Source organism: Mycobacterium szulgai (assembly GCF_002116635.1).
Taxonomy (GTDB): Bacteria; Actinomycetota; Actinomycetes; order Mycobacteriales; family Mycobacteriaceae; genus Mycobacterium; species Mycobacterium szulgai.
The window spans coordinates 91123-111466 of the sequence record NZ_LQPW01000148.1 but is presented as its reverse complement, the minus strand read 5'-3'; the positions used below and the strand labels follow the sequence as shown (position 1 = coordinate 111466).

General features: G+C 66.6%; 18 protein-coding genes and 1 pseudogene. 9 read left to right on the top strand and 10 right to left on the bottom strand.

The features are described 5' to 3' along the window. Positions 1-3 precede the first annotated feature (3 nt). Positions 4-936: an esterase family protein gene (locus AWC27_RS22170; RefSeq protein ID WP_085672457.1), complete on the top strand. Its 933-nt coding sequence runs from the start codon at positions 4-6 to the stop codon at positions 934-936. A 176-nt stretch (positions 937-1112) separates the two neighbouring features. Here the strand turns inward: AWC27_RS22170 and AWC27_RS22165 are convergent, their stop codons facing one another. Both AWC27_RS22165 and AWC27_RS22160 read right to left on the bottom strand, forming a co-directional pair. Continuing rightward, entirely contained in the window at positions 1113-2657 is a 1545-nt protein-coding gene (locus tag AWC27_RS22165) for a DNA polymerase Y family protein (RefSeq protein WP_085672483.1), read from the bottom strand. A gap of 48 nt (positions 2658-2705) precedes the next feature. Beyond that, positions 2706-3350: a hypothetical protein gene (locus tag AWC27_RS22160; RefSeq protein ID WP_085672484.1), complete on the bottom strand. Its 645-nt coding sequence runs from the start codon at positions 3348-3350 to the stop codon at positions 2706-2708. 383 nt (positions 3351-3733) lie between these two features. Here AWC27_RS22160 and AWC27_RS22155 point away from each other — a divergent pair, with 383 nt between their 5' ends. Further along, positions 3734-6895 carry a Kelch repeat-containing protein gene (locus tag AWC27_RS22155; protein WP_085672482.1) on the top strand — a complete coding sequence of 1054 codons (3162 nt, stop codon included), beginning with the start codon at positions 3734-3736 and terminating at the stop codon, positions 6893-6895. Positions 6896-6899: 4 nt separating this feature from the next. Here AWC27_RS22155 and AWC27_RS22150 read toward each other — a convergent pair whose 3' ends face one another. The 4 genes from AWC27_RS22150 to AWC27_RS32870 form a co-directional block, all read right to left on the bottom strand. Next, a complete protein-coding gene (locus AWC27_RS22150; RefSeq protein ID WP_085672456.1) occupies positions 6900-7184 on the bottom strand; it encodes a WXG100 family type VII secretion target in 285 nt (94 codons plus the stop codon). A gap of 34 nt (positions 7185-7218) precedes the next feature. Then, entirely contained in the window at positions 7219-7515 is a 297-nt protein-coding gene (locus AWC27_RS22145) for a WXG100 family type VII secretion target (protein WP_085672455.1), read from the bottom strand. A gap of 71 nt (positions 7516-7586) precedes the next feature. Continuing rightward, positions 7587-8735, bottom strand: a complete 1149-nt coding sequence (locus AWC27_RS31305; protein WP_169726837.1) for a PPE family protein — start codon at positions 8733-8735, stop codon at positions 7587-7589. A 31-nt stretch (positions 8736-8766) separates the two neighbouring features. After that, on the bottom strand, positions 8767-9699 hold the full coding sequence (locus AWC27_RS32870) for a PE family protein (protein ID WP_211281690.1): 933 nt from the start codon (positions 9697-9699) through the stop codon (positions 8767-8769). A gap of 157 nt (positions 9700-9856) precedes the next feature. On the opposite strand from AWC27_RS32870, the gene AWC27_RS22130 reads away from it, so the two are divergent. Continuing rightward, on the top strand, positions 9857-10204 hold the full coding sequence (locus tag AWC27_RS22130; protein WP_085672453.1) for a hypothetical protein: 348 nt from the start codon (positions 9857-9859) through the stop codon (positions 10202-10204). Positions 10205-10221: 17 nt separating this feature from the next. On the opposite strand, the gene guaA is transcribed toward AWC27_RS22130, so the two are convergent. Further along, positions 10222-11802, bottom strand: a complete 1581-nt coding sequence (gene guaA / locus AWC27_RS22125; protein WP_085672452.1) for a glutamine-hydrolyzing GMP synthase — start codon at positions 11800-11802, stop codon at positions 10222-10224. Positions 11803-11851: 49 nt separating this feature from the next. On the opposite strand from guaA, the gene AWC27_RS22120 reads away from it, so the two are divergent. Further along, positions 11852-12268 carry a cold-shock protein gene (locus tag AWC27_RS22120; protein WP_211281689.1) on the top strand — a complete coding sequence of 139 codons (417 nt, stop codon included), beginning with the start codon at positions 11852-11854 and terminating at the stop codon, positions 12266-12268. Positions 12269-12280: 12 nt separating this feature from the next. On the opposite strand, the gene AWC27_RS22115 is transcribed toward AWC27_RS22120, so the two are convergent. Beyond that, positions 12281-12919 (bottom strand): winged helix-turn-helix transcriptional regulator, encoded by a 639-nt coding sequence (locus AWC27_RS22115; protein ID WP_085672450.1) that lies wholly within the window; start codon positions 12917-12919, stop codon positions 12281-12283. Between the two features lie 79 nt (positions 12920-12998). On the opposite strand from AWC27_RS22115, the gene AWC27_RS22110 reads away from it, so the two are divergent. Further along, positions 12999-14567, top strand: a complete 1569-nt coding sequence (locus tag AWC27_RS22110) for a DHA2 family efflux MFS transporter permease subunit (RefSeq protein ID WP_085672449.1) — start codon at positions 12999-13001, stop codon at positions 14565-14567. Between the two features lie 4 nt (positions 14568-14571). After that, a complete protein-coding gene (locus AWC27_RS22105; protein WP_085672448.1) occupies positions 14572-15384 on the top strand; it encodes a class I SAM-dependent methyltransferase in 813 nt (270 codons plus the stop codon). Here AWC27_RS22105 and AWC27_RS22100 read toward each other — a convergent pair. After that, positions 15374-15991: a TetR/AcrR family transcriptional regulator gene (locus tag AWC27_RS22100; RefSeq protein WP_085672447.1), complete on the bottom strand. Its 618-nt coding sequence runs from the start codon at positions 15989-15991 to the stop codon at positions 15374-15376. The genes AWC27_RS22105 and AWC27_RS22100 overlap by 11 nt on opposite strands. 50 nt (positions 15992-16041) lie before the next feature. On the opposite strand from AWC27_RS22100, the gene AWC27_RS22095 reads away from it, so the two are divergent. From AWC27_RS22095 to AWC27_RS22085, 3 genes and pseudogenes are all read left to right on the top strand, one after another. Continuing rightward, positions 16042-16425: a nuclear transport factor 2 family protein gene (locus AWC27_RS22095; protein WP_085672446.1), complete on the top strand. Its 384-nt coding sequence runs from the start codon at positions 16042-16044 to the stop codon at positions 16423-16425. A 29-nt stretch (positions 16426-16454) separates the two neighbouring features. Continuing rightward, a pseudogene (locus AWC27_RS22090) lies at positions 16455-17251 on the top strand (beta-phosphoglucomutase family hydrolase). Next, positions 17248-19617 (top strand): glycoside hydrolase family 65 protein, encoded by a 2370-nt coding sequence (locus AWC27_RS22085; protein ID WP_085672445.1) that lies wholly within the window; start codon positions 17248-17250, stop codon positions 19615-19617. Before AWC27_RS22090 ends, AWC27_RS22085 begins: the two are co-directional and overlap by 4 nt. A 106-nt stretch (positions 19618-19723) precedes the next feature. Here AWC27_RS22085 and AWC27_RS22080 read toward each other — a convergent pair whose 3' ends face one another. Beyond that, on the bottom strand, positions 19724-20302 hold the full coding sequence (locus AWC27_RS22080) for a TetR/AcrR family transcriptional regulator (protein WP_085672444.1): 579 nt from the start codon (positions 20300-20302) through the stop codon (positions 19724-19726). Between the last annotated feature and the right edge of the window lie 42 nt (positions 20303-20344).

Sequence of the window (20344 nt, the reverse complement as noted above, 5' to 3'; positions counted from 1 at the left end):
ACAATGGTCAACTGGACGCGTCGTCTCATCGTCAGCGGAATCGCGGCGGCCAGCCTGCCGGGGCTGATCGGTATGTTCGCCGGCACCGCACCCGCGCGGGCGGCCGCACCCGAATTTCTGCAAGTGCCATCGGCGTCGATGGGCCACAACATAACCGTGGAGTTTCAGAGCGGTGGCGCCCCGGCGGTCTACCTGCTCGACGGTTTGCGTGCCCGCGACGACCGCAGCGGCTGGGACATCGAAACCCCGGCCTTCGACGAGTACCGCGGTTCGGGGATCTCGGTGGTGGCGCCAGTGGGCGGCAGGTCCAGCTTCTACTCCGATTGGTACGGCTCGGCCAACGGCCAGACCTATAAGTGGGAAACGTTCTTGACCAGTGAACTGCCGGCCTTCCTGTCGAGCCGGGGGGTGCGGTCGACCCACAATGCCGTGGTGGGCGCCTCGATGTCGGGATCCTCGGCGATGATTCTGGCGGCCAATCACCCACAGCAGTTCTCCTATGCCGCTTCGCTGTCGGCTTATATGACGCCATCCAGCGGCAACGGACCCCTGCTGATCAAGCTCGCGATGAACGACGAGGGCGGCTTCAATCCCGAGGACATGTGGGGTCCCTCCGGCGGTGCGGGCTGGCAACGCCACGATCCGACGGTTCAGGCCGGACGGCTGGCGGGCAACAACACCCGGCTGTGGGTGTACAGCGGCAATGGGACGCCGTCGGAAATCGGTCAGGGCAGCCTGCCCGGCCAGGTGATCGAGCAGGTCGTCCTGCAAAGCAACACCACTTTCAAAGACGCCTACACCGCCGCCGGCGGCCACAACGCCACCTTCAATCTCGACAGCAACGGCGTGCACAGCTGGGGCTATTGGAATGCCCAGCTGGTGGCGATGAAGCCGGACATGCAGGCCACGCTTGGCGCCAGCGAGGGTGGCGCCTGATGGCGTTCGCGGACTATCAGAACGAGCTTTACGAACAAGGACAAGCCGGGCGCCCTGGAGTGGCTGCGATCGCAGACCAGCCTGCCGCTGCTGGCAGAAGCCACCTGATCATGGCCGTCGACGGTTATCCCTCGCTGATGGAACTTGACGCCCGTGGCGCTGCAGCGCGTTACGGGTTACTCATAGGCTCCCTCCAGATACCAGCGCCGCTGGCGGTAGCACAGCAACAACGCCCGTTCGCTCTCCAGCAGCACCTGGGCACGAGCCGTGCGACCCCCGGTGCGTTCGGGGTCCCACCACCGCTCATCGACCGGCCATGGTCCGGCCCACCAGCTCAGCCGATCGTCGCGGCCGCGCAGGGTCAGCCGTGCCGGTTCGGCGGAGAACAGGCCCCGGCCGGTCACCCGGATCGGATTGCCTTGCGCGTCAAGCAATTCCACCGGATCGTCGAGCAGCACCGCGGGCGACGGATCGGGCAGTTGGCCGGGCCAGGGCTGCCCAGGGTCGGGCCCGGGTGCCGGCTCGTCACCCAGCGGGGTCAGCGTGATGCGCTCGGCCGGCCCGCGACCGCCGGACAGCGTCGGGACCTGCACCGCCTCCGGACCCAGCAAGCCCTGCACCCGCACCAGCGCGCGACGGGCCCGAAGCCTGTCCTCCTCCCCCAGACCACCCCATAGCGGCAACTGCAGCGCCCCGGCGGACACCACCTCGATGGCCTGCAGCCGCAACAGCGTCACGGGTGCGGTGGGCCGCTGGCGGTGCTGGGTTGTTCTGCTGCTCAGCCAGCCGTCCAGCTGCCAGCGCACCCGGTCGGCGGTCGCGTCCTCGGTCAACGGTTCGGCACACCGCCAGACTCGTTGCAGCTCTTCGCCTTTGGCCGTGACGGCATGGATGGCCAGCCGGGTGCATCCCACTCCGGCGCCCATCAGCGCCTGATGCAGCGTGGCGGCCAGCGAGCGCCCGGCGAATGCCGCGGCATCGACCCTCTCGATCGGTGGATCGCAGTTCAGCACGGCATCGAGTTCCGACGGCAGCTCACGCCCGGACGGTCCGCGTTCCGGTTCGCCGCGGGCGAACCGGTGCGCGGCAACTCCGTCGGCGCCGAATCGGGAAGCCACATCGGTACGCGACAGCGCGGCGAACTGCCCGATGGTGCGAATCCCCAACCGCCACAACAGGTCCGCCAGTTCATCCCGGCCCGGCCCGGACAGACTCGGCTCGGTGGCGAGCTGGCGGATCGACAGCAACGACAGAAACCGCGCGTCCTCTCCCGGCTCCACCACCCGGCCCGCCCGCGCCGCGAAAACCGCGGTGGACAACTGGTCGGCGATCCCGACCTGACACTCGGCACCGGCGACTGAACTCATAGCCACGGCGTCGATCAGCCGTTCGGCCGCTTGCTGCTCGGACCCGAAATACCGGGTCGCCCCCCGCACCGGCAAGACTAGGAGCCCGGGCCGCAGTACCTCGGCGCGCGGCACCACATCGTCCACCGCCGCGATCACCCCTTCGAAGAAACGGGCGTCGCGGTCGGCATCGGCGGCCGCGATGTGCAGTTGCGGACAACGCGCCGCCGCCTCCCGGCGCCGATTCCCGCGCCGTACTCCGGCCGCACGTGCGGCCGCCGAGCAGGCGATCACCCGATTGGCCAAAGTGACCGCGACCGGAGCCATCGCGGACTGGCCCGCGGCCGCGGCCGCCGCAACCGCGGGCCAGTCCATGCACCAGATCGCCAGCACGCGCGAAGATGCTCGTGAATTCACTTCGCCTCACCCAGTTCGCGCCCGGGCGATCGTTCGTCCCGCACAAATCCCGCTGACCTGCAGCCGCACCCTACTGATTCGCCCGAAGCCGGGCGCCGGTCTGTCCCAGCCCCCCGCGGTGATCTCATAGCCACACACCCGGGCCTCCAGCCGCGTCTGCGCGCCTTCCCAGTCGCCGTCGGTGACCAGCAGCGTGCAGCCTTTATGGCGGGCCCGGGCCACCACGGCCCGGGCCCGAGTCCGAGTCACCCGACGCCCGCCCAGCCCGAGGACCACCAGATCCATTCCGTCGATGAGCACCGCGGCCACCTCCACCGGATCCGTCCCGGGATCCGGTATCACCGCAAGCCGGCTCAGATCCGCGCCCATCTCCACCGCGGCCAACAACCCGATATCGGGTTGCCCGACGATTGCGGCGTTGCCCCCGCCCGCCGTCACTTTGGCCACCACACTGAGCAGCAGCGACTTGGCCCCCGAGAGCACCGCCACCGTTCCCCGGGGCAACCGCGCCGGCCCAGCCTCCAGCATGTCGGCCGAGTGAAGGTGCCCCCCAGCCATCCCAGCCATCCCAGCCATCCCAGCCATCCCAGCCATTTCAGCCATCCGCTTGCGCAACGATTCGAGCTGGTCAGAGGCTAAAGCCGCGGTCATGACGAGCCTCCTGCCGGGATTCATTCGAATATATGTTCGAGTAAACACCGGCGGTCCGACAAGCGTCAAGCAACGCAAGGGGCTGCTTTATGCGTTCGATGCTGGTGTGGCTGATGATGTATTCGATGTCTGCCAACTGAGCCAAAACGCCGGTGCCGGCCTTCGGCTAGCTGCCCGACGCGAACGCCGAACTCGATTGCCGCCCAACGCTTGTCGCTCAGAGGCGGGCAAACCTAGTGCCACCGCAGACAGGTGCCACTGTGGCTGGTGTGACACAGCCGCACACTACCGTTCTGCAACGATCACGGCTGAGCTATACACCGCTAACTGCATGTTCGCTACGCTAAACTCGCGATTCTTACATGGAGGTAGAGCGCCAAGAAATGGCTGAAGAACCGGGGGCTGCCGGCTCAACGTCCGTACCCAGCGGAGCCGCTGCGGAGTTGGCCGCCGAGGGATTCGAAAACGCACGCCAAGTGGCCCGCGGCGGTGCAGGTGTGGTCTATTGCTGCCGCGAGACCGTGCTGGGACGAAACGTTGCAGTCAAAGTGCTGCCCTCGCATTTCGACGACGACAGCAGGGAACGTTTTCTGCGCGAGGGCTACGCGATGGGTGGACTCTCGGGGCATCCGAACATCGTCAACATCTTGCGAGTCGGAATAACCGAAAGCGGCCGGCCATATATCGTGATGCCCTACTACGCCGCCGATTCCCTGGCGGTACGGTTGCGCCGCGAAGGGCCGATCCCCTGGCCCGAGGCCTTGCAGATCGGCGTGAAATTGTGCGGAGCACTGGAGACCGCGCATCAGGCCGGAACTTTGCACCGTGATATCAAGCCCGCCAACATCCTTATCAACGATTATGGCGATCCGCAATTGACCGACTTCGGGATCGCCCACATTGAGGGCGGTTTCGAAACGGCGGTCGGATTCTTCTCCGGCACAATCGATTACACCTCACCCGAGGTGATGACCGGTAACCACGCGACCGTGGTCGCTGACGTTTACTCCCTGGGTGCCACGCTTTATGCCCTGATTGCGGGCAATGCGGCACACGAGCGCAAAAAGGGCGAAGACCTCGTCGCACAATATCTGCGAATCAGTTCAACGGGCGTCCCGGATATGCGTCCGGACGGAATTCCGGATGCGGTGTGCGCGGCAATCGAGAAAGCGATGTCGATCGACCCGGAACAACGGCCGGCCTCAGCTGCCGAGTTCGGCCGCGAGTTGCAGGCCGCACTACGCCGCAACGGCCTAAAACCCGCTTCCATGGCGATCACCAATATGCGACCGAGCACAGCGGACGCCACTGCCGATGTCGTCGAAGTGCCCCCCGCATCACCCGCGCTAGCAAGCGTGGGAAAGCAGAATCAGCCGGAGCCCCCGACAAGCAAGATCGCCGCGATCACGTCCCCACCCGCCGATCAACAGGATTCAGCCGAACCCGACAGTGTCATCCAACCGGGGCAACGCAGCGCAACGCAGGCGCATGTGGCGACTCCAGACGCTGCCGAGCCGGCGCCCCAGCACTCGCACCACGCAGACGTCACCACCCCGGTCAAACCCACGAGCGACCCGGGGACGGAAACCGCACCTGCTCCGGCTGCGCCCGGCCCGCCACTTGTCTGGCAGCCACCGCGCGGGCGGGTTGCGGCATGGTTCGCCGAACCCGGTAAGAAGCGAAACCGCATTGCACTCAGCGCGGTGGCGGCCGTCGTGGTGGTGCTGCTGGTGTGCGGCGGTGTTTACTTTGCAACCCGCGACAACGCCGCTCACCAAACCGCTTCGAGTCAACCGACCACCCAGGCGCCGGTTCAGTGGAAGCCGATCACCAACGCGCGGGTTGCTCGCGTTGCGGCGACGACGACGCAGGCGGACGGCACGATCTGGATTTTCGGCGGGGTGCGGGCCGACGGCAATATCACCGGACTGCACGAAGGATATGACCCCATCATTGACAGCTGGAAAGGCGGCGACGACCTTCCGGTTCCGGTTGAGCATGCGATGGCGGTCACCTGGCAGGGAAATCCCATCGTGCTGGGCGGTACACGCAGCGACGGCACCAAAAAGGTTGCGACCGACCAGGTTTGGCGAGTGATCAACAGTCGCTGGGTCGAGCTGCCGCATCTGTTGCAGCCCAGAGCGGCGGCGGCAGCAGCAGTGGTGGGCGACCGCATCATCGTCACCGGCGGTGTGGACGCCAACGGCGCGCTGCTGAACACGACTGAGGTTTTCGACGGCAATTCGTGGACACTTGGCGCTCCGCTACCGACGCCCCGGCAGCTGTTGGCCGCGGCCTCGGACGGAAAGCTGGTGTATGCCGTTGGCGGCCGCAATGCGAACTCGGACCTGCCCACGGTCGAGGCGTACGACCCCGCCGCCAAGGCCTGGACACCCTTGGCTGACCTCTCCCAACCTCGCAGCGACCTCGGCGTGGCAATCGCCGACGGACGAATGGTGGCGGTCGGGGGCATGTCGGGCGGGCAGGTCCTCAAGAGCGTCGCAGTGCTGGATCTGATGACCAGAACGTGGGCCGGATTGCCGGATATGGCGACCCCGCGGCGCGGCATGGCCGTCGACGCGGTCGAGAAATCGGTATATGCGATCGGCGGGTCGACAGGCGTCGGCGACGACCAGGCAACCTCGTCGGCTGAAGTGCTGAAGCTCCCGATGCGCCGGATCCAGCCGGCAGCGCAGTGGCGTACCTTGCCGGATGCACCGACTGCCCGGTTGATGACGGCGTGGGCCGTCCTCAACGACAAGATCTGGATCATGGGCGGCATCCGGGACGGAATGGCGCTGCAAACAGTCGAGAGCTACGACCCGCACACCGGTGCCTGGCAGCCCGGGCCGTCACTACCCATGCCGTTGCACCACGCGACGGCAACCACCTACCGCGGCGAAGTGGTGGTGCTCGGTGGCGCCAGCGATAACCTCGCCGACGCCTCCAACAAGGTTTTCGCCCTGCGTGGCAACAGCTGGGTGGAATTGCCCGCCCTCACCCACGCCCGGGCGGCGGCGGCAGCGGCGGCGGTCGGTGACAAACTCGTCATCGTCGGTGGGCAGAACGCCAAGCAGATCGTCCCGCAGACCGAGGTTTTCGACGGCAATTCGTGGAAAGATGCGCCCGACCTGCCGACACCTCGAGAACATCTCGCGGCAGTATCGGACGGCACCTATGTGTATGCGATTGGCGGGCGCTTCCTGTCCGCCGACAAGAACTCCGCAGCGTTCGACCGGTTCGACCCGCAAAGCGGGAAGTGGACCACTCTGGTCGGGATGCCGACGCCGCGCGGAAGCTACGGTGCCACATTCATCGACGGCCGAATCGTGGTGGTTGGTGGGGAAGAACCAACGCAGGTGCTCGGAGTGGTCGAGATGTACGACATCGCCAATGCAAAGTGGAGCCCACTTCCCGCCCTCGCGACCCCTCGTCACGCGGCGGTGGTCGCTACCGTCGGCAACACCGTGTACTGCATCGGCGGTGCCAACCGGCCCACTCATGAAGGTGCTATCGCGACGGTAGAGGCCCTGGACTTCATGTAAGGCGTTAGGCCCAGCTGGAGCCGACCGCGCTGTCGGTCTGCGCCATGTTGCTGCCGGCCGCCTGCACTTGTTGGCCGTGGGCATTGGCCTGCTCGTAGATGACCTGAAAGTTGCGGCCCAACTGGGTGATGAACTCCTGGCAAGCCACCGAACCCGCGCCGCCCCAGAAGTCGCCGGCGGCCAGCACATCGCGAACGATGGCCTGGTGCTCGGCCTCCAGGCTCGCGGCCTGCGCGCGGATCAGTGCGCCGTGGGCATCGACATCGCCGAACTGGTAATTGATCGTCATTTTTGAACCCTCTTTTGATTGATCGGTTGGTTGGTTAGCTGCTCAAGACCTGTTGAGAGGCCTGCTCTTGCTGCTCGTAGTTGCCGGCGTCGCGAACCAGCCCGTCGCGCACCGTGTCCAGCATGGCCACGATGTTGCGAAACGCCTGAGTCATCTGACCCATGGTGTCCAGCGAGGTGGCCTCGGCCGCCCCGCTCCAGCCAGCACCCGAGATGTTCTGCGAGGACGCCCACATCTTGCGGGCCTCGTCCTCGACGGTCCGGGCGTGCATCGCGAAGCGGCCCGCCATGTCCCGCATTGCGTGCGGGTCGGTCATGAAACGTGTAGTCATGTGAATGTCTCCTTTACTATTCGGTCGAAATCGATTGCTGCACAACGTATTCGAATGCCTCCCCCTCTCCCTTAACCGGCCACGCTGCGCTGCAGCACGGTCATGCGAGGCAGTTCGGGAGCGCTGTATGCGCGGACCTCCATACCCGATACCTGGCCCGCGGGGATGCCCCGGGCCATCGTGGAGGCGGCCGCCGGGGCCGCCGCGCTTGATAAAGCGCCCGAGTCCGCAGCCGCCGGGCCTGCCGTGGCGGCAGTGCCCCAACTGCTCGGGGCCGACAATCCACCGACCGGGGTGGCCTGGCCCATCCCCGCCCTCACCGGCGCCTGGCGGGGTTCCACCGCCGGGATGGTGCGGGGGTGCATCTCCGGCCGTACCGGAGTCGCGGGCAGGGTACGCGGAGCAGGAGCCGGCGTCGCCGGCCGCGGGGTCTCCATCGGCGCACGCATCGGAGTCACCACGCCGGGCGCTTGGGTTCCGCCCATCCCGGAGGTGGCCATCCCGGCGCCCTGGCTCAACGGCATGCCGAGTAAGCCTGCAAAGTTGCTCAGACCACTTTGGACGCTGCCGAACAGTGTGGACGCCGACGAGTTGAGTGCCGAGGGCAGCGCGGAAACCGCGCTGACCGCTTGGGCGGCCGCATTCTGCACGGCGCCTTGGAGGCCGGCAACGGCGGAGCCCACTAGCCCGGCCGCATTGGTCGTCACCGGCGCGATCGCCATCGGGCTCAGCGCGCTCGCGGCGGCCGAGGAGCCGGCATAGGCGTACATCGCTGCAGCGTCTTGGGCCCACATTTCGGCGTAGTGCGCCTCGGTGGTCATGATCGCCGGCGTGTTGATGCCCATGACGTTCGACGCGGCCAGCGAGGCCAGCAAGCTCCGGTTGGCGGCAATCACCGCGGGCGGGACGGTAGCGGCAAAGGCCGCCTCGTGTGCGGCCGCCGCCGCGCTGGCCTGCATTCCCGCCTGCTCAGCCTGCGCGGCGGTGCTGTGCATCCAGTCCACATAGGGTGCGGCGGCGGTGGCCATCGCGGTGGCCGACGGGCCTTGCCACCCGGCGTCGGCGAGCTCGGCAACCGCCTCCCCGTAGCCGGTCGCGGCCGTGCGCAGCTCAGCCGCAAGGCCCTCCCAGGCCGTCGCGGCGGCCAGCATGGGCCCTGATCCAGGGCCGGCATACATCAGTCCGGAGTTGATTTCTGGCGGTAAGGCACCGAAGTCCATGGTCAGATCCTTTTCTGTCGAGTAGCTCTTGCTAGGTACGAGGGGCCGGGATGCCACGGTGGGCCGGGACATGCAGCACGGGCGGGGCCGGCGGAGGCGGTGGCGGTGGCGGAGGCACGTAAGGCGTTACCGGCTCGACGGGGCCGACAGGCGTGCCCAAGGTGACGTCGGGATTGCCGGTGCTGATGGTGGGATTGCCTGTGCTGAGGGTGCCTTGGTCGCCGCCAAAGGTGTTCCCGAGCAGGTCGCGGGCGTTGCCGCCCATGCCGCCGCTTGGCACAGATTGTGTGACGGGTGGGACGCTGTCAGGCGAGCTCGGCAGGGGCGCGGTCGTCGTGGGCCCAGTCGTGAGGGGTCCAGTCGTGGTCGTGGCGGGCCCAGTCGTAACCGGCCCGGACGTGGTCGTGACGGGTCCAGTCGTGGTCGTGGCGGGCCCAGTCGTAACGGGCCCGGTCGTAACCGGCCCGGACGTGGTCGTAGCGGGCCCAGTCGTAACCGGGCCAGTCGTGACGGGCTTAGGCGTGACCGGCTTAGGCGTGGCGGGGGCGGTCTTGGCGGGCCCAGTCTTGGGCGCCGGCACCGCAGGAGCCGTCTTCGCCGGTGCGCTGACCTTGCCCGGCAATGCCGACGCCGGGCCGGAAGACGCGGGCGCCACGCCGCCGGATCCACCGATGCTCTGCATGTTGCCCGCCTCGGAGCTCTGGTAAGCCTTGGCGCTCAGACCCAGTGCCTGGACGAAACGCTCGTGGATCAGGTTGGCCTCGGCGCTGATCGATTGATACAGCTGGCCGTAGGCGGAGAAGCCCTGCGCCGTCATCTCCGATACCGCGTCGGCCGCAGCTGGGATCACGCCAGTGATCGGCAGCGCCGCAGTCACATTGGCAGCACCAACAGCCGAGCCGATCCCTTCCAGCTTTGCAGCAGCCGCTGCGAGTAAGTCCGGTAGTGCTATTACGTACGACATGCGGTTCTCCCCTTGAGCGTCCCTGTCCGTTGTGAGTACACAGTTTCATATTTTATGAATCATTGTCAACAACTGGGCCGAAAAATCATGATTTGGTCTGCTAAATCGCCTTTCAGGGTGTTTTGACCGCCATCTGGCATCCAGTTACGCTTGGCAGATGCCACGAACCAACGCTGCCGGGTGGGGATTGAAGCGCCTGCTTGAGGCGACGCTGAACCGCGACATCACCGTGGAGCAATTGCGCGACGCGTGTGGCGTTACCAAAGGCCGGTGGTATGGCGGGGTCGGGCGCGCCAACGCGGACGACTTCCCGGACGCCGAAGAGGCCAGGCGCGCGGCCCACGCGTTCGGACTCAGTGCCACGTGGCTACAAGTCGAACTCGGCCTCATCACTCCCGAAGACGTGCGGGAGGCGTTGGACGAGGCGAACGAGCTAGACCCATTCCGAGTCACGACTCGGCAGCGAGTGCTGCTCAATCCGCCCGTCGCGCAACCGCCCGAATAGGGCTCTCTTAACCGCGGCTATTCCCACTCGATGGTCCCGGGCGGCTTGCTGGTCACATCCAGCACCACCCGGTTGACCTCGACCACCTCGTTGGTGATCCGCGTCGAAATGCGCTCCAGCACCTCGTAGGGCACCCGCGTCCAGTCGGCGGTCATGGCATCCTCACTGGACACCGGACGCAACACGATCGGGTGGCCGTAGGTGCGGCCGTCGCCCTGCACGCCAACCGAACGGACGTCGGCCAGCAGCACCACCGGACACTGCCAGATCTGCTTGTCCAGACCGGCTGCCGTCAACTCCTCACGGGCGATCGAGTCCGCGCGCCGCAAGGTCTCCAGCCGGGCCGCGGTGACCTCGCCGACGATCCGGATACCCAGGCCTGGTCCCGGAAACGGCTGGCGCGCAACGATTTCCTCCGGCAGACCTAACTCCCGTCCCACCGCGCGCACCTCGTCTTTGAACAGCAACCGAAGGGGCTCGACGAGGGTGAACTTCAAGTCGTCGGGCAGACCACCGACGTTGTGGTGGCTCTTGATGTTGGCCGTGCCGCTGCCACCGCCGGATTCCACTACGTCGGGATACAGCGTGCCCTGCACCAGGAATTCAACCGAATTGTCCCCCAACACATCTCGCACCGCACCTTCGAACGCCCGGATGAACTGGCGGCCTATTATCTTGCGTTTACCCTCGGGGTTGCTCACTCCGGACAGCGCTGCGAGGAAGGTCTGCGCCGCGTCGACGGTGACCAGATTGGCCCCGGTGGCAGACACGAAATCGCGCTGCACTTGCTCGCGTTCGCCGGCCCGCAACAACCCGTGGTCGACGAAAACACAGGTCAAACGGTCGCCGATGGCACGCTGCACCAACGCGGCGGCCACCGCGGAGTCCACCCCGCCGGACAGTCCGCAGATCGCGTGGCCGTCGCCGATCTGCTCGCGCACCTGATCGACGAGCGCATTGGCGATGTTGGCGGGCGTCCAATCCGCACCCAGCCCGGCGAAGTCGTGCAGAAACCGGCTGAGCACCTGCTGGCCGTGCGGAGTGTGCATCACCTCGGGGTGATACTGCACCCCGGCCAGGCGCCGGCTCCGGGCCTCGAAGGCGGCCACCGGCGCGCCAGGGCTGCTGGCCACCACGTCGAACCCATCCGGCGCGGCGGTGACCGCGTCACCGTGGCTCATCCACACCGGCTGAACGCCGGGTAGATCCGAATGCAGTTCGCCGCCAAGGACTTTCAGCTCGGTGCGGCCGTATTCGCTGGTTCCGGTGTGGGCGACGGTACCACCGAGTGCCTGCGCCATGGCCTGAAACCCGTAGCAGATGCCGAACACCGGCAGCCCCAGCTCGAACAGTGCCGGATCCAGTTGCGGAGCGCCGTCGGCGTAGACACTGGCCGGCCCCCCGGACAGCACCAGTGCCAGCGGATCGCGGGCCCTGATCTCTTCGATCGAGGCGGTGTGCGGGATGACCTCCGAAAAAACGTGCGACTCCCGGACCCGCCGGGCGATCAACTGCGCATATTGGGCACCGAAATCGACCACTAACACCGGCCGCGGCGTCGCTGAATCCACGGGGAGTGAGTGTAGTGGCTGGGGCATACGGGTACGATCGCCACTTGTTGGTGCTGGGCTGATGAGGGGTTCTAGGGTGCGGGTTTCAGGGAAAATCGTTCGTTTCGACGACGTGCGCGGTTATGGGTTCATTACTCCCGATGCGGGCGGAGACGATGTCTTTCTGCACGCCAACGACCTCGAAATGGAGAAACGGCAGGCGGTACGCGGCGCCCGGGTCTCCTTCGAAATCGAGGAGGGTGATCGCGGAAAGTTCGCCACTCAGGTCCGGATATCGGCCGACGGGGCACCGTCTCGCCCACCGATCGGCGATATCGACGATCCGAACGGGACCAATGACGACTACTTCGACGTGCTGTCCTCCGAAGAGTTCCTGCATCTGGTCACCGAGAAGCTATTGCTCATCACCCCGCCGCTGACTGCCCAGCAGATTCTCGCGGTGCGCAGCAGCTTCGAACAGCTGGCCCGGCAACAGGGTTTGATCGATTCATAGCCCTACACCGTCCTACAGCGCGAACGCCTGACGCAGCGCGCAGACGGCGTCCGCGTCGCCGTGGAAACTGATGCGGCGCAGGGCCGCCTTGCGCTTGGCTTCATTCGCCCCGAGGCGGGCCGCGACCAAATCCGCCGCGGCGGCGGTGATCGTCACCGCCGGTTCGCCGTGCGCGGCGGCCAAACGGCCTTGCGTGACGGCGAATTCGAAACGGCGGCCGTCGATTTCGACGCGGTAGGTTGCCGCCAGACCCGCGGCATTGCCCGAGTTGAAGCCCAGCAGGATGCCGGCCAGGAATCCGTTGAGCGGCGATACCGGGCCGTCCTCGACCGGGTCCAGCCGGTCCAAGCCGAACCACGCGATGCTCTGCAGGACCGGCAGCACCCGCTGCCAGCCGACGTCGCTGAGGGTGTAGACGGTGCGCCCGATTGGCGGCGGCAGATCCGTCCGGTCGACGAGCCCGGCGTCTTGTAGCTCCTTGAGTCGCTCGGCGAGCAGGTTGGTCGCAATTCCGGGCAACTCGGCGCGCAGATCGCCGTAGCGGCGGGCTCCCCCGACCAGCTCGCGCAGGATCAGCAACGTCCATCGCTCACCCAGGACGTCCAGCCCGCGCGCGACGGGGCAGTTCTGGTTGTAGTTGCGGGCGGACACGCCGCCACGCTACCCGCGATAGACATCTTTTTCAAACTAGTGCTTGATTTTCTTGTCTAGTGACTTTAGCGTCTTGTCTATGCGTACCTCACCGGCTTTGTCACCCGTTTTCCGGAACCACCCGATTCCCGCGCTGGCAGTCATCTGCCTGTCGGTGTTCGTCATCAGCGTCGACGCCACCATCGTCAACGTCGCACTGCCTACCCTGTCGCGTGAACTAACCGCCGACACTGCCCAGCTGCAGTGGATTGTCGACGCCTACACCCTGGTCATGTCCGGGCTGCTGCTGTCGGCCGGCAGCCTGTCCGATCGCTACGGCAGACGGGGCTGGCTCAGCTCCGGCCTCGCCCTGTTCGCGATCACGTCCGCGGTTGCCGCACAAGTACATTCGGCCGACGCACTGATCGGCGCGCGCGCCGCCATGGGTGTGGGCGCGGCGGTCATCTTCCCCACCACCCTGGGGCTGATCACCAACATCTTCACCGACCCGGTACCCCGCGCCAAGGCCATCGGCTTGTGGGCAGCCATGGTCGGTGTCGGGGTGGCCGTCGGACCGATCAGCGGTGGCTGGCTGCTCGAGCACTTCTCCTGGGGCTCGATCTTCCTGGTCAACATTCCGGTCGCGGTGCTGGCCATCGTCGGCGGTGTGCTGTTCGTCCCGACCTCTCGCGACCCGGCGGCGCCACGCGTCGACATCGGCGGCCTGGTCCTGTCCGCAGTCGGGATCACCGCGCTGGTCTACACGGTGATCGAGGCACCAACCTGGGGCTGGACGAATATCCGGACCGCAATCGGATTCGCCGCTGCGGCAATCGTTCTCGCCGGTTTCGCGCTGTGGGAGCGGCGCACCAGCCATCCGATGCTGGACGTGTCGGTATTCGGCAACCGCCGATTCTCCGGCGGCAGCCTGGCGGTAACCGCGGGTTTTCTGACGTTGTTCGGATTCATCTTCGTCATCACCCAATACTTCCAATTCATCAAGGAATACAGCGCATTCGAGACCGGCGTGCGGTTGTTGCCGGTGGCCGGCTCGATCGCGCTGGCCAGCATCCTCGGCCCGCGGCTGGTCGAACGCATCGGCACCACTGCCGTCGTCGCCACCGGCCTCACCGTGTTCGCGGCCGGGTTGGCGTGGGCGGCCACGGCGCAGGCGTCCACTTCCTACACGGAGATCGCGCTGCAGATGCTGTTGCTCGGCGGCGGCCTGGGGCTGACGACCGCACCGGCTACCGAGGCGATCATGGGATCGCTGTCGGCGGACAAGGCCGGCGTGGGCTCGGCCGTCAACGACACCACACGTGAACTCGGCGGCACCCTCGGCGTCGCCATCGTCGGCAGCGTCTTCGCCTCGGTCTACTCCGACCGAATCGCCGCGGCGACCGCGCTAGCCGGACTGCCCGCCGACCTGCGCTCGGCGATGGGACGCTCAATGGCAATGGCGCACAAGGTGATCGAGCAGCTGCCTGTAGGACAGGCCGCGCTCGTGCGCGACGCCGTCAATCGTGCGTTCCTGGACGGTCTGCAGGTCGGCACGCTGGTCTGCGCCGGCATCGCGCTGGCCGCGGCGATCGTCGTCGCGTGGCTACTGCCGCCGCGCAGCACACAACCGGCCTCCCCGACCTTGGCCCCGGCGCTGGTGCAGGCTTAACACCATGGGAATCAACATGATTCGCGCACAATACACATCCGGCCTGGCCCGGCACAACATCGAACAAGCGCTCATCGAAACCGGCCGCGACCCTGCCCTCCTCACACCCGCCGACCTCGCGCCGCTGGAGGACTTCCACACCATGGGCCGTTACGCCACCGCCCAATTGCTCGCTCTGTTGGACGTCGGCAGCGACGATCACGTGCTCGACGCCGGCAGCGGGATCGGCGGCACCGCGCGCTTTCTGGCCGACCAGCGCGGCTGCCGGGTCAGCGCGGTGGACCTGACCGAGGAGTATTGCGAAACCAACCGCTGGCTCAACGAAGTCGTCGGCCTGGACCACCGGATATCGGTTCGCCAGGCTGACGTCACCCAACTTCCCTTCGCCGACGCCACCTTTCAGTTCGCCATCAGCCAGCATGTCCAGATGAACGTGGCCGACAAAGCAGGCATGTACTCCGAAGCGCGCCGGGTGCTGGTCAGTGGAGGCCGCCTTGGCCTGTGGGACATCACCGCAGGAGCAGGCGGCCAACTGGACTATCCGCTGCCGTGGGCCGATGAACCCGCGCGCAGCCATCTGGTCACCTCCGGCCAACTGCGCGCGGCTGTGGAGGCCGCCGGGTTCGCCGTCGAACACTGGAACGACCTGACCGACCAGGCGGTCGCGGTCATGCACGCGTTGCTGTCCCAGCCGCCCAACCCGCTGGGCCTGCACACCTTCGTCACCGGCTTTGTCCGAAAGGCCGACAACCTCACTCGCGCACTGGCCGACGGACGCTTGCACGCCGTCCAGGGCGTCGCGCGAGCTAAGTCGTAAGACCCGCGCGCAGGGACAGCCACGCGGCATCGGCGAGGACCTGCGCATCGCCGCGTCCCGGGGGATCCGAGATCACTCCGAGCAACCAGGCGCGCACCAGCTCCTGGGCGGGACCCAACCACAGCGCCTGACTGTGCGCCGGACTCAGCGAGCGCAGCGTCCCGTAGTGCGCGTGAGGGCGCCACCACTCGTGCAGGGCAACGGCAAAGCGTTCGTTCAGCGACATCAGCTCAGCCGCGGCTGCGCCGAGCACCGCCGGCTCGGTCATCGTGATGAGGAACCGCGCCATCTCCGGGTGATCCACGCACCAGCGCAGGTGCATGCCGACGATCGCCCGCACCGCCTGCTGCGCATCCTCATGCCGCCCGAGTTCGGCGAGGAACGCCTGCTGGTAACGCGTCACGCAATCGACGTAGACCGCACCCGCCAGCGCCTCCTTGCTTGGGAAATGGTGAAAGAGGCTGCCATTGCTGACGTGTGCGTCGCGCTGGATTTGACGCAGCGAAGTTGCGCTCAGCCCCTGGGCGAGGAACCGGTTAAGCGCCGCATCGATGATCGCCGCACGGCGGTCGCTGCCCTGGCGAGCGGCTGTACGGGTCGCGGCCACACTGCTAGAGTATCACTCTAGACAGCTAGAGCATTACTCTGGAGGCGGCAATGGACCGAGAACGCGCCATCGAACTGGCCGAACGCCTGCTCGAAGCATGGAACAGCCAAGAGGTAAAGCGCGTCGTCGACTGCTACACCGACGACGTCCGCTACCGCGACCCGAACACCCGCGGCTTCGTGGAGGGTGCGGACGCGATGCAGCGGTACCTGACCAAGCTCTTCGACCACTGGCAGATGCACTGGACGTTGCGCGAGGCCTACCCGCTGCGCGACGAACAGGGCGCCGCCGTGCTCTGGCGGGCCAGATTTCGTCCCAAAGGCCACCGCGAAGAGGTCGAAATCGACGGCATGGACCTGGCTTTGGTGCAGGGTGATCGGCTGTGCCGCAACGACGTCTACTTCGATCGCGCGGCGCTGGGGCGGTTGGCCTAGGGCGGACCCGTCGCGCCACACGCCCGGGCATGGTGAACTGGTATGGCCCACCACCGCCCGAAAGTGAGGTTTCTGAGTGTCCTCTGCGCTGGGTCTGCCGGACAACGTGCGCGCCTGTCTCTTCGACCTGGACGGTGTGCTCACCGATACCGCCAGCGTCCACACAAAGGCCTGGAAGGCCATGTTCGACGCCTACCTGTCCGATCGGGCCGAACGCACCGGCGAACCGTTCGTGCCGTTCGACCCCGCCGCCGACTACCGGCAATACGTCGACGGAAAGAAGCGTGAGGACGGTGTCCGGTCCTTCTTGGAGAGCCGGAAAATCGAACTTCCCCAAGGCAATCCCGACGATCCTGGCGAAGCCGAAACGATTTATGGCCTCGGCAACCGCAAAAACGACATGTTCCAGAAGGTCCTGAAGAAAGACGGCGTCGAGGTGTTCGACGGGTCTCGGCGCTATCTGGAAGCGGTGACCGAAGCTGGTCTGGGTGTCGCCGTGGTGTCGTCCAGTGCCAATACTCGCGACGTGCTCGAGATCACCGGTCTGGACCGGTTCGTCCAGCAGCGCGTCGATGGCGTGACGCTGCGCGAGGAGCACATCGCCGGCAAGCCGGCCCCCGACTCATACCTGCGCGGGGCGCAGCTGCTGGGCGTCGAGCCCAACGGCGCGGCGGTGTTCGAAGATGCCCTTTCTGGCGTGGCGGCGGGGCGGGCCGGTAATTTCGGCTTCGTGGTAGGCGTCGACAGAGTGGGCCAGGCCGAGGAATTGCGCCGTGACGGCGCCGACGTGGTCATTACCGATCTCGCCGAGCTGCTGCAGTCATGATCTCTGAGGAAGCCTTTCCGGTAGAGCCGTGGCAGGTGCGCGAGACCCGGCTCAATCTGAACCTGCTGGCCCAGTCGGAGTCGCTGTTCGCGTTGTCCAACGGACACATCGGATTTCGCGGCAACCTCGACGAGGGAGAGCCGTACGGGTTGCCGGGCACCTATTTGAACTCGTTCTACGAGATCCGGCCGCTGCCCTACGCCGAAGCTGGATACGGCTATCCCGAGGCGGGCCAGACCGTCGTCGACGTCACCAACGGCAAGATCATCCGGCTGATGGTCGACGATGAGCCGTTCGACGTCCGCTACGGCGAATTGATCGACCATGAGCGCATTCTCGACCTGCGTGCCGGCACGCTGTGCCGCAAGGCGCACTGGAGCTCCCCCACCGGCAAGCAGGTCAAAGTGGTGTCCACCCGGCTGGTGTCGCTGGTCCAGCGCGGCGTCGCGGCCATCGAGTACGTCGTGGAAGCCGTCGAAGACTTCGTCCGGGTAACCGTGCAGTCCGAACTGGTCACCAACGAAGACCAGCCGGAGACCTCCGACGACCCGAGGGTGTCGGCAATTCTGGAAAACCCACTGGAAGCCGTCGATCACGAAAGTACCGGCAGCAAAGCAATTCTCATGCACCGCACCCGGTCCAGTGCCCTGATGATGGCCGCCGCGATGGACCACGAGGTGGACGTACCGGGCCGGGTCGAGGTGTCCACCGACGCGCGCGCCGACCTGGCCCGTACCACGGTGATCTGCGGGCTGCGCGCCGGACAAAAGCTGCGCATCGTCAAATACCTGGCCTACGGGTGGTCCAGCCTGCGCTCGCGCCCGGCACTGCGCGATCAGGCCGCCGCCGCGCTGCACAGCGCCCGCTACAGCGGATGGCAGGGCCTGATGGACGCTCAGCGGAAATACCTCGACGAGTTCTGGGACTCCGCCGACGTCGAGGTCGAGGGCGACCCGGAATCTCAGCAGGCGGTGCGCTTCGGGCTGTTCCACCTGGTCCAGGCCAGCGCCCGGGCCGAACGGCGCGCGATCCCCAGCAAGGGGCTCACCGGCACCGGCTACGACGGCCACGCCTTTTGGGACACCGAGGGTTTCGTGCTCCCGGTGCTGACCTACACGCTGCCGCACGCCGTCGCCGATGCCCTGCGCTGGCGGGCGTCGACACTGGATCTGGCCAAGGAGCGGGCCGCCGAACTCGGCCTGGACGGGGCGGCCTTTCCCTGGCGAACCATCCGCGGCCAGGAATGCTCGGCCTACTGGCCGGCCGGGACCGCAGCCTGGCACATCAACGCCGACATCGCGATGGCCTTCGAGCGCTACCGCACCGTCACCGGCGATCACTCGCTGGAATCCGAGTGCGGTCTTACCGTGCTCATCGAGACCGCTCGGCTGTGGATGTCACTGGGCCACCACGACCGCCACGGCGTCTGGCATCTGGACGGAGTCACCGGCCCCGACGAGTACACCGCGATCGTGCGCGACAACGTCTTCACCAATCTGATGGCGGCGCACAACCTGCTCACCGCCGCCGCTTCCTGCGCCCGGCACCCCGACAAGGCGGGCGAACAGGGCGTCACCACCGAGGAAATGGCCGCCTGGCGCGACGCGGCCAATGCCGTCCACATCCCCTACGACGAGGAACTGGGTGTCCACCAGCAATGTGAAGGCTTCACCACCTTCGCCGAGTGGGACTTCGAAACCAATACCACCTATCCGCTGTTGCTGCACGAGCCCTACGTCAAGCTCTACCCCGCGCAGGTGATCAAACAGGCCGATCTGGTGCTGGCGATGCAATGGCAGAGCCACGCATTCACCCCTGAGCAGAAGGCTCGCAACGTCGACTACTACGAGCGGCGCATGGTGCGCGACTCCTCGCTGTCGGCCTGCACGCAGGCGGTGATGTGCGCTGAGGTGGGTCACCTGGAGCTGGCCCATGACTACGCCTACGAAGCCGCGCTGATCGACCTACGCGACCTGCACAAGAACACCCGCGACGGATTGCACATGGCCTCACTGGCCGGGGCGTGGATGGCGCTGGTCGCCGGCTTCGGCGGATTGCGGGACGACGAAGGCATTCTGACGCTGGATCCCCAACTGCCCGACGGCATTTCATGCCTACGGTTCCGGTTGCGCTGGCAGGGATGCCGGCTCACCGTCGACGTCAACCACTCCGACGTCACCTACACCCTGCGCGACGGGCCGGGCAGCAAGTTGACCATCCGGCATGCCGGCAAGGAGCTGACGCTGAGTACCGACGCGCCGAAAACCATCGCGGTGCGCGAACGCGAGGCGCTACTGCCGGCGCCGCCGCAGCCGCCCGGCCGCGAGCCGTTGCACCGGCGGGCGTTGACCCGCCAGACGGTGTAACGCCGAGGCCGAGTGTGCAACCGGGGCGTTGAGAGTGAGTCCTGGGTGCGTCAGCCGGCCGAAGCCCGCCCCCCGCGCACTCGAAGCCCGGGGTTAAGCCCTGGGTTCAGTGCGGCTCGACGATCCAGGCCACTTCGGCCAGAATCGCCTGTCGCAATTCCTCGTCGGTCATGTCATCCAGACCGGTCGCGGTGCGCAGCATCGGCGCAAACAGTCGCCAACCGAATTGCAGCGCAAGGGCATTGGCGACCGCCATCCGCGCTTCGGATTCCGACTCGTGGCGTGGGCGCACCTCCTCGATCAACGAGGCGACGTTGGGGAATTGCTTTTGCAGCTGGCCGGCCGGATAGCCGTCCAGCAGCGACCGGGCCAAGACCCGCATGTGCCGGTCCAGCGCCCGATCGACGACGTCGGCCGCCGCTCCGGCATGCAGCAGGCCCGCGAGCTTTTCGCCCAGGTGATCCAGTACCGATCCGACCAGTTGTTCCTTGGTGCCGAAATGCCGGAACACCAGCCCGTGGTTGACCCTGGATCGGGCGGCGATGTCGCGAATCGACGTCGCGGCCGGGCCCCGCTCGGCGAATAGATCGGTGGCGGCCTCCAAGACCGCCGCCGCCACTTCTTCCCGCCCGGTGGGTGTCGTCCGGTGTGTCGTCCGGTGTGCCGTTGACGCGCGCGTAGTCACATGACTACACTAGCCCATGTAGTCAGCTGACTACACCGAATT

What these genes read in the sequence shown, in the direction of transcription:
- AWC27_RS22085 (WP_085672445.1), top strand. Translation starts at nt 17,248, where the DNA reads ATGATCTCTGAGGAAGCCTTTCCGGTAGAGCCGTGGCAGGTGCGCGAG.
- AWC27_RS22160 (WP_085672484.1), bottom strand. Translation starts at nt 3,350, where the DNA reads ATGACCGCGGCTTTAGCCTCTGACCAGCTCGAATCGTTGCGCAAGCGG.
- AWC27_RS22170 (WP_085672457.1), top strand. Translation starts at nt 4, where the DNA reads ATGGTCAACTGGACGCGTCGTCTCATCGTCAGCGGAATCGCGGCGGCC.
- AWC27_RS22110 (WP_085672449.1), top strand. Translation starts at nt 12,999, where the DNA reads ATGCGTACCTCACCGGCTTTGTCACCCGTTTTCCGGAACCACCCGATT.
- AWC27_RS22150 (WP_085672456.1), bottom strand. Translation starts at nt 7,184, where the DNA reads ATGACGATCAATTACCAGTTCGGCGATGTCGATGCCCACGGCGCACTG.
- guaA (WP_085672452.1), bottom strand. Translation starts at nt 11,802, where the DNA reads ATGCCCCAGCCACTACACTCACTCCCCGTGGATTCAGCGACGCCGCGG.
- AWC27_RS22095 (WP_085672446.1), top strand. Translation starts at nt 16,042, where the DNA reads ATGGACCGAGAACGCGCCATCGAACTGGCCGAACGCCTGCTCGAAGCA.
- AWC27_RS22155 (WP_085672482.1), top strand. Translation starts at nt 3,734, where the DNA reads ATGGCTGAAGAACCGGGGGCTGCCGGCTCAACGTCCGTACCCAGCGGA.
- AWC27_RS32870 (WP_211281690.1), bottom strand. Translation starts at nt 9,699, where the DNA reads ATGTCGTACGTAATAGCACTACCGGACTTACTCGCAGCGGCTGCTGCA.
- AWC27_RS22165 (WP_085672483.1), bottom strand. Translation starts at nt 2,657, where the DNA reads ATGGACTGGCCCGCGGTTGCGGCGGCCGCGGCCGCGGGCCAGTCCGCG.
- AWC27_RS22130 (WP_085672453.1), top strand. Translation starts at nt 9,857, where the DNA reads ATGCCACGAACCAACGCTGCCGGGTGGGGATTGAAGCGCCTGCTTGAG.
- AWC27_RS31305 (WP_169726837.1), bottom strand. Translation starts at nt 8,735, where the DNA reads ATGGACTTCGGTGCCTTACCGCCAGAAATCAACTCCGGACTGATGTAT.
- AWC27_RS22105 (WP_085672448.1), top strand. Translation starts at nt 14,572, where the DNA reads ATGGGAATCAACATGATTCGCGCACAATACACATCCGGCCTGGCCCGG.
- AWC27_RS22145 (WP_085672455.1), bottom strand. Translation starts at nt 7,515, where the DNA reads ATGACTACACGTTTCATGACCGACCCGCACGCAATGCGGGACATGGCG.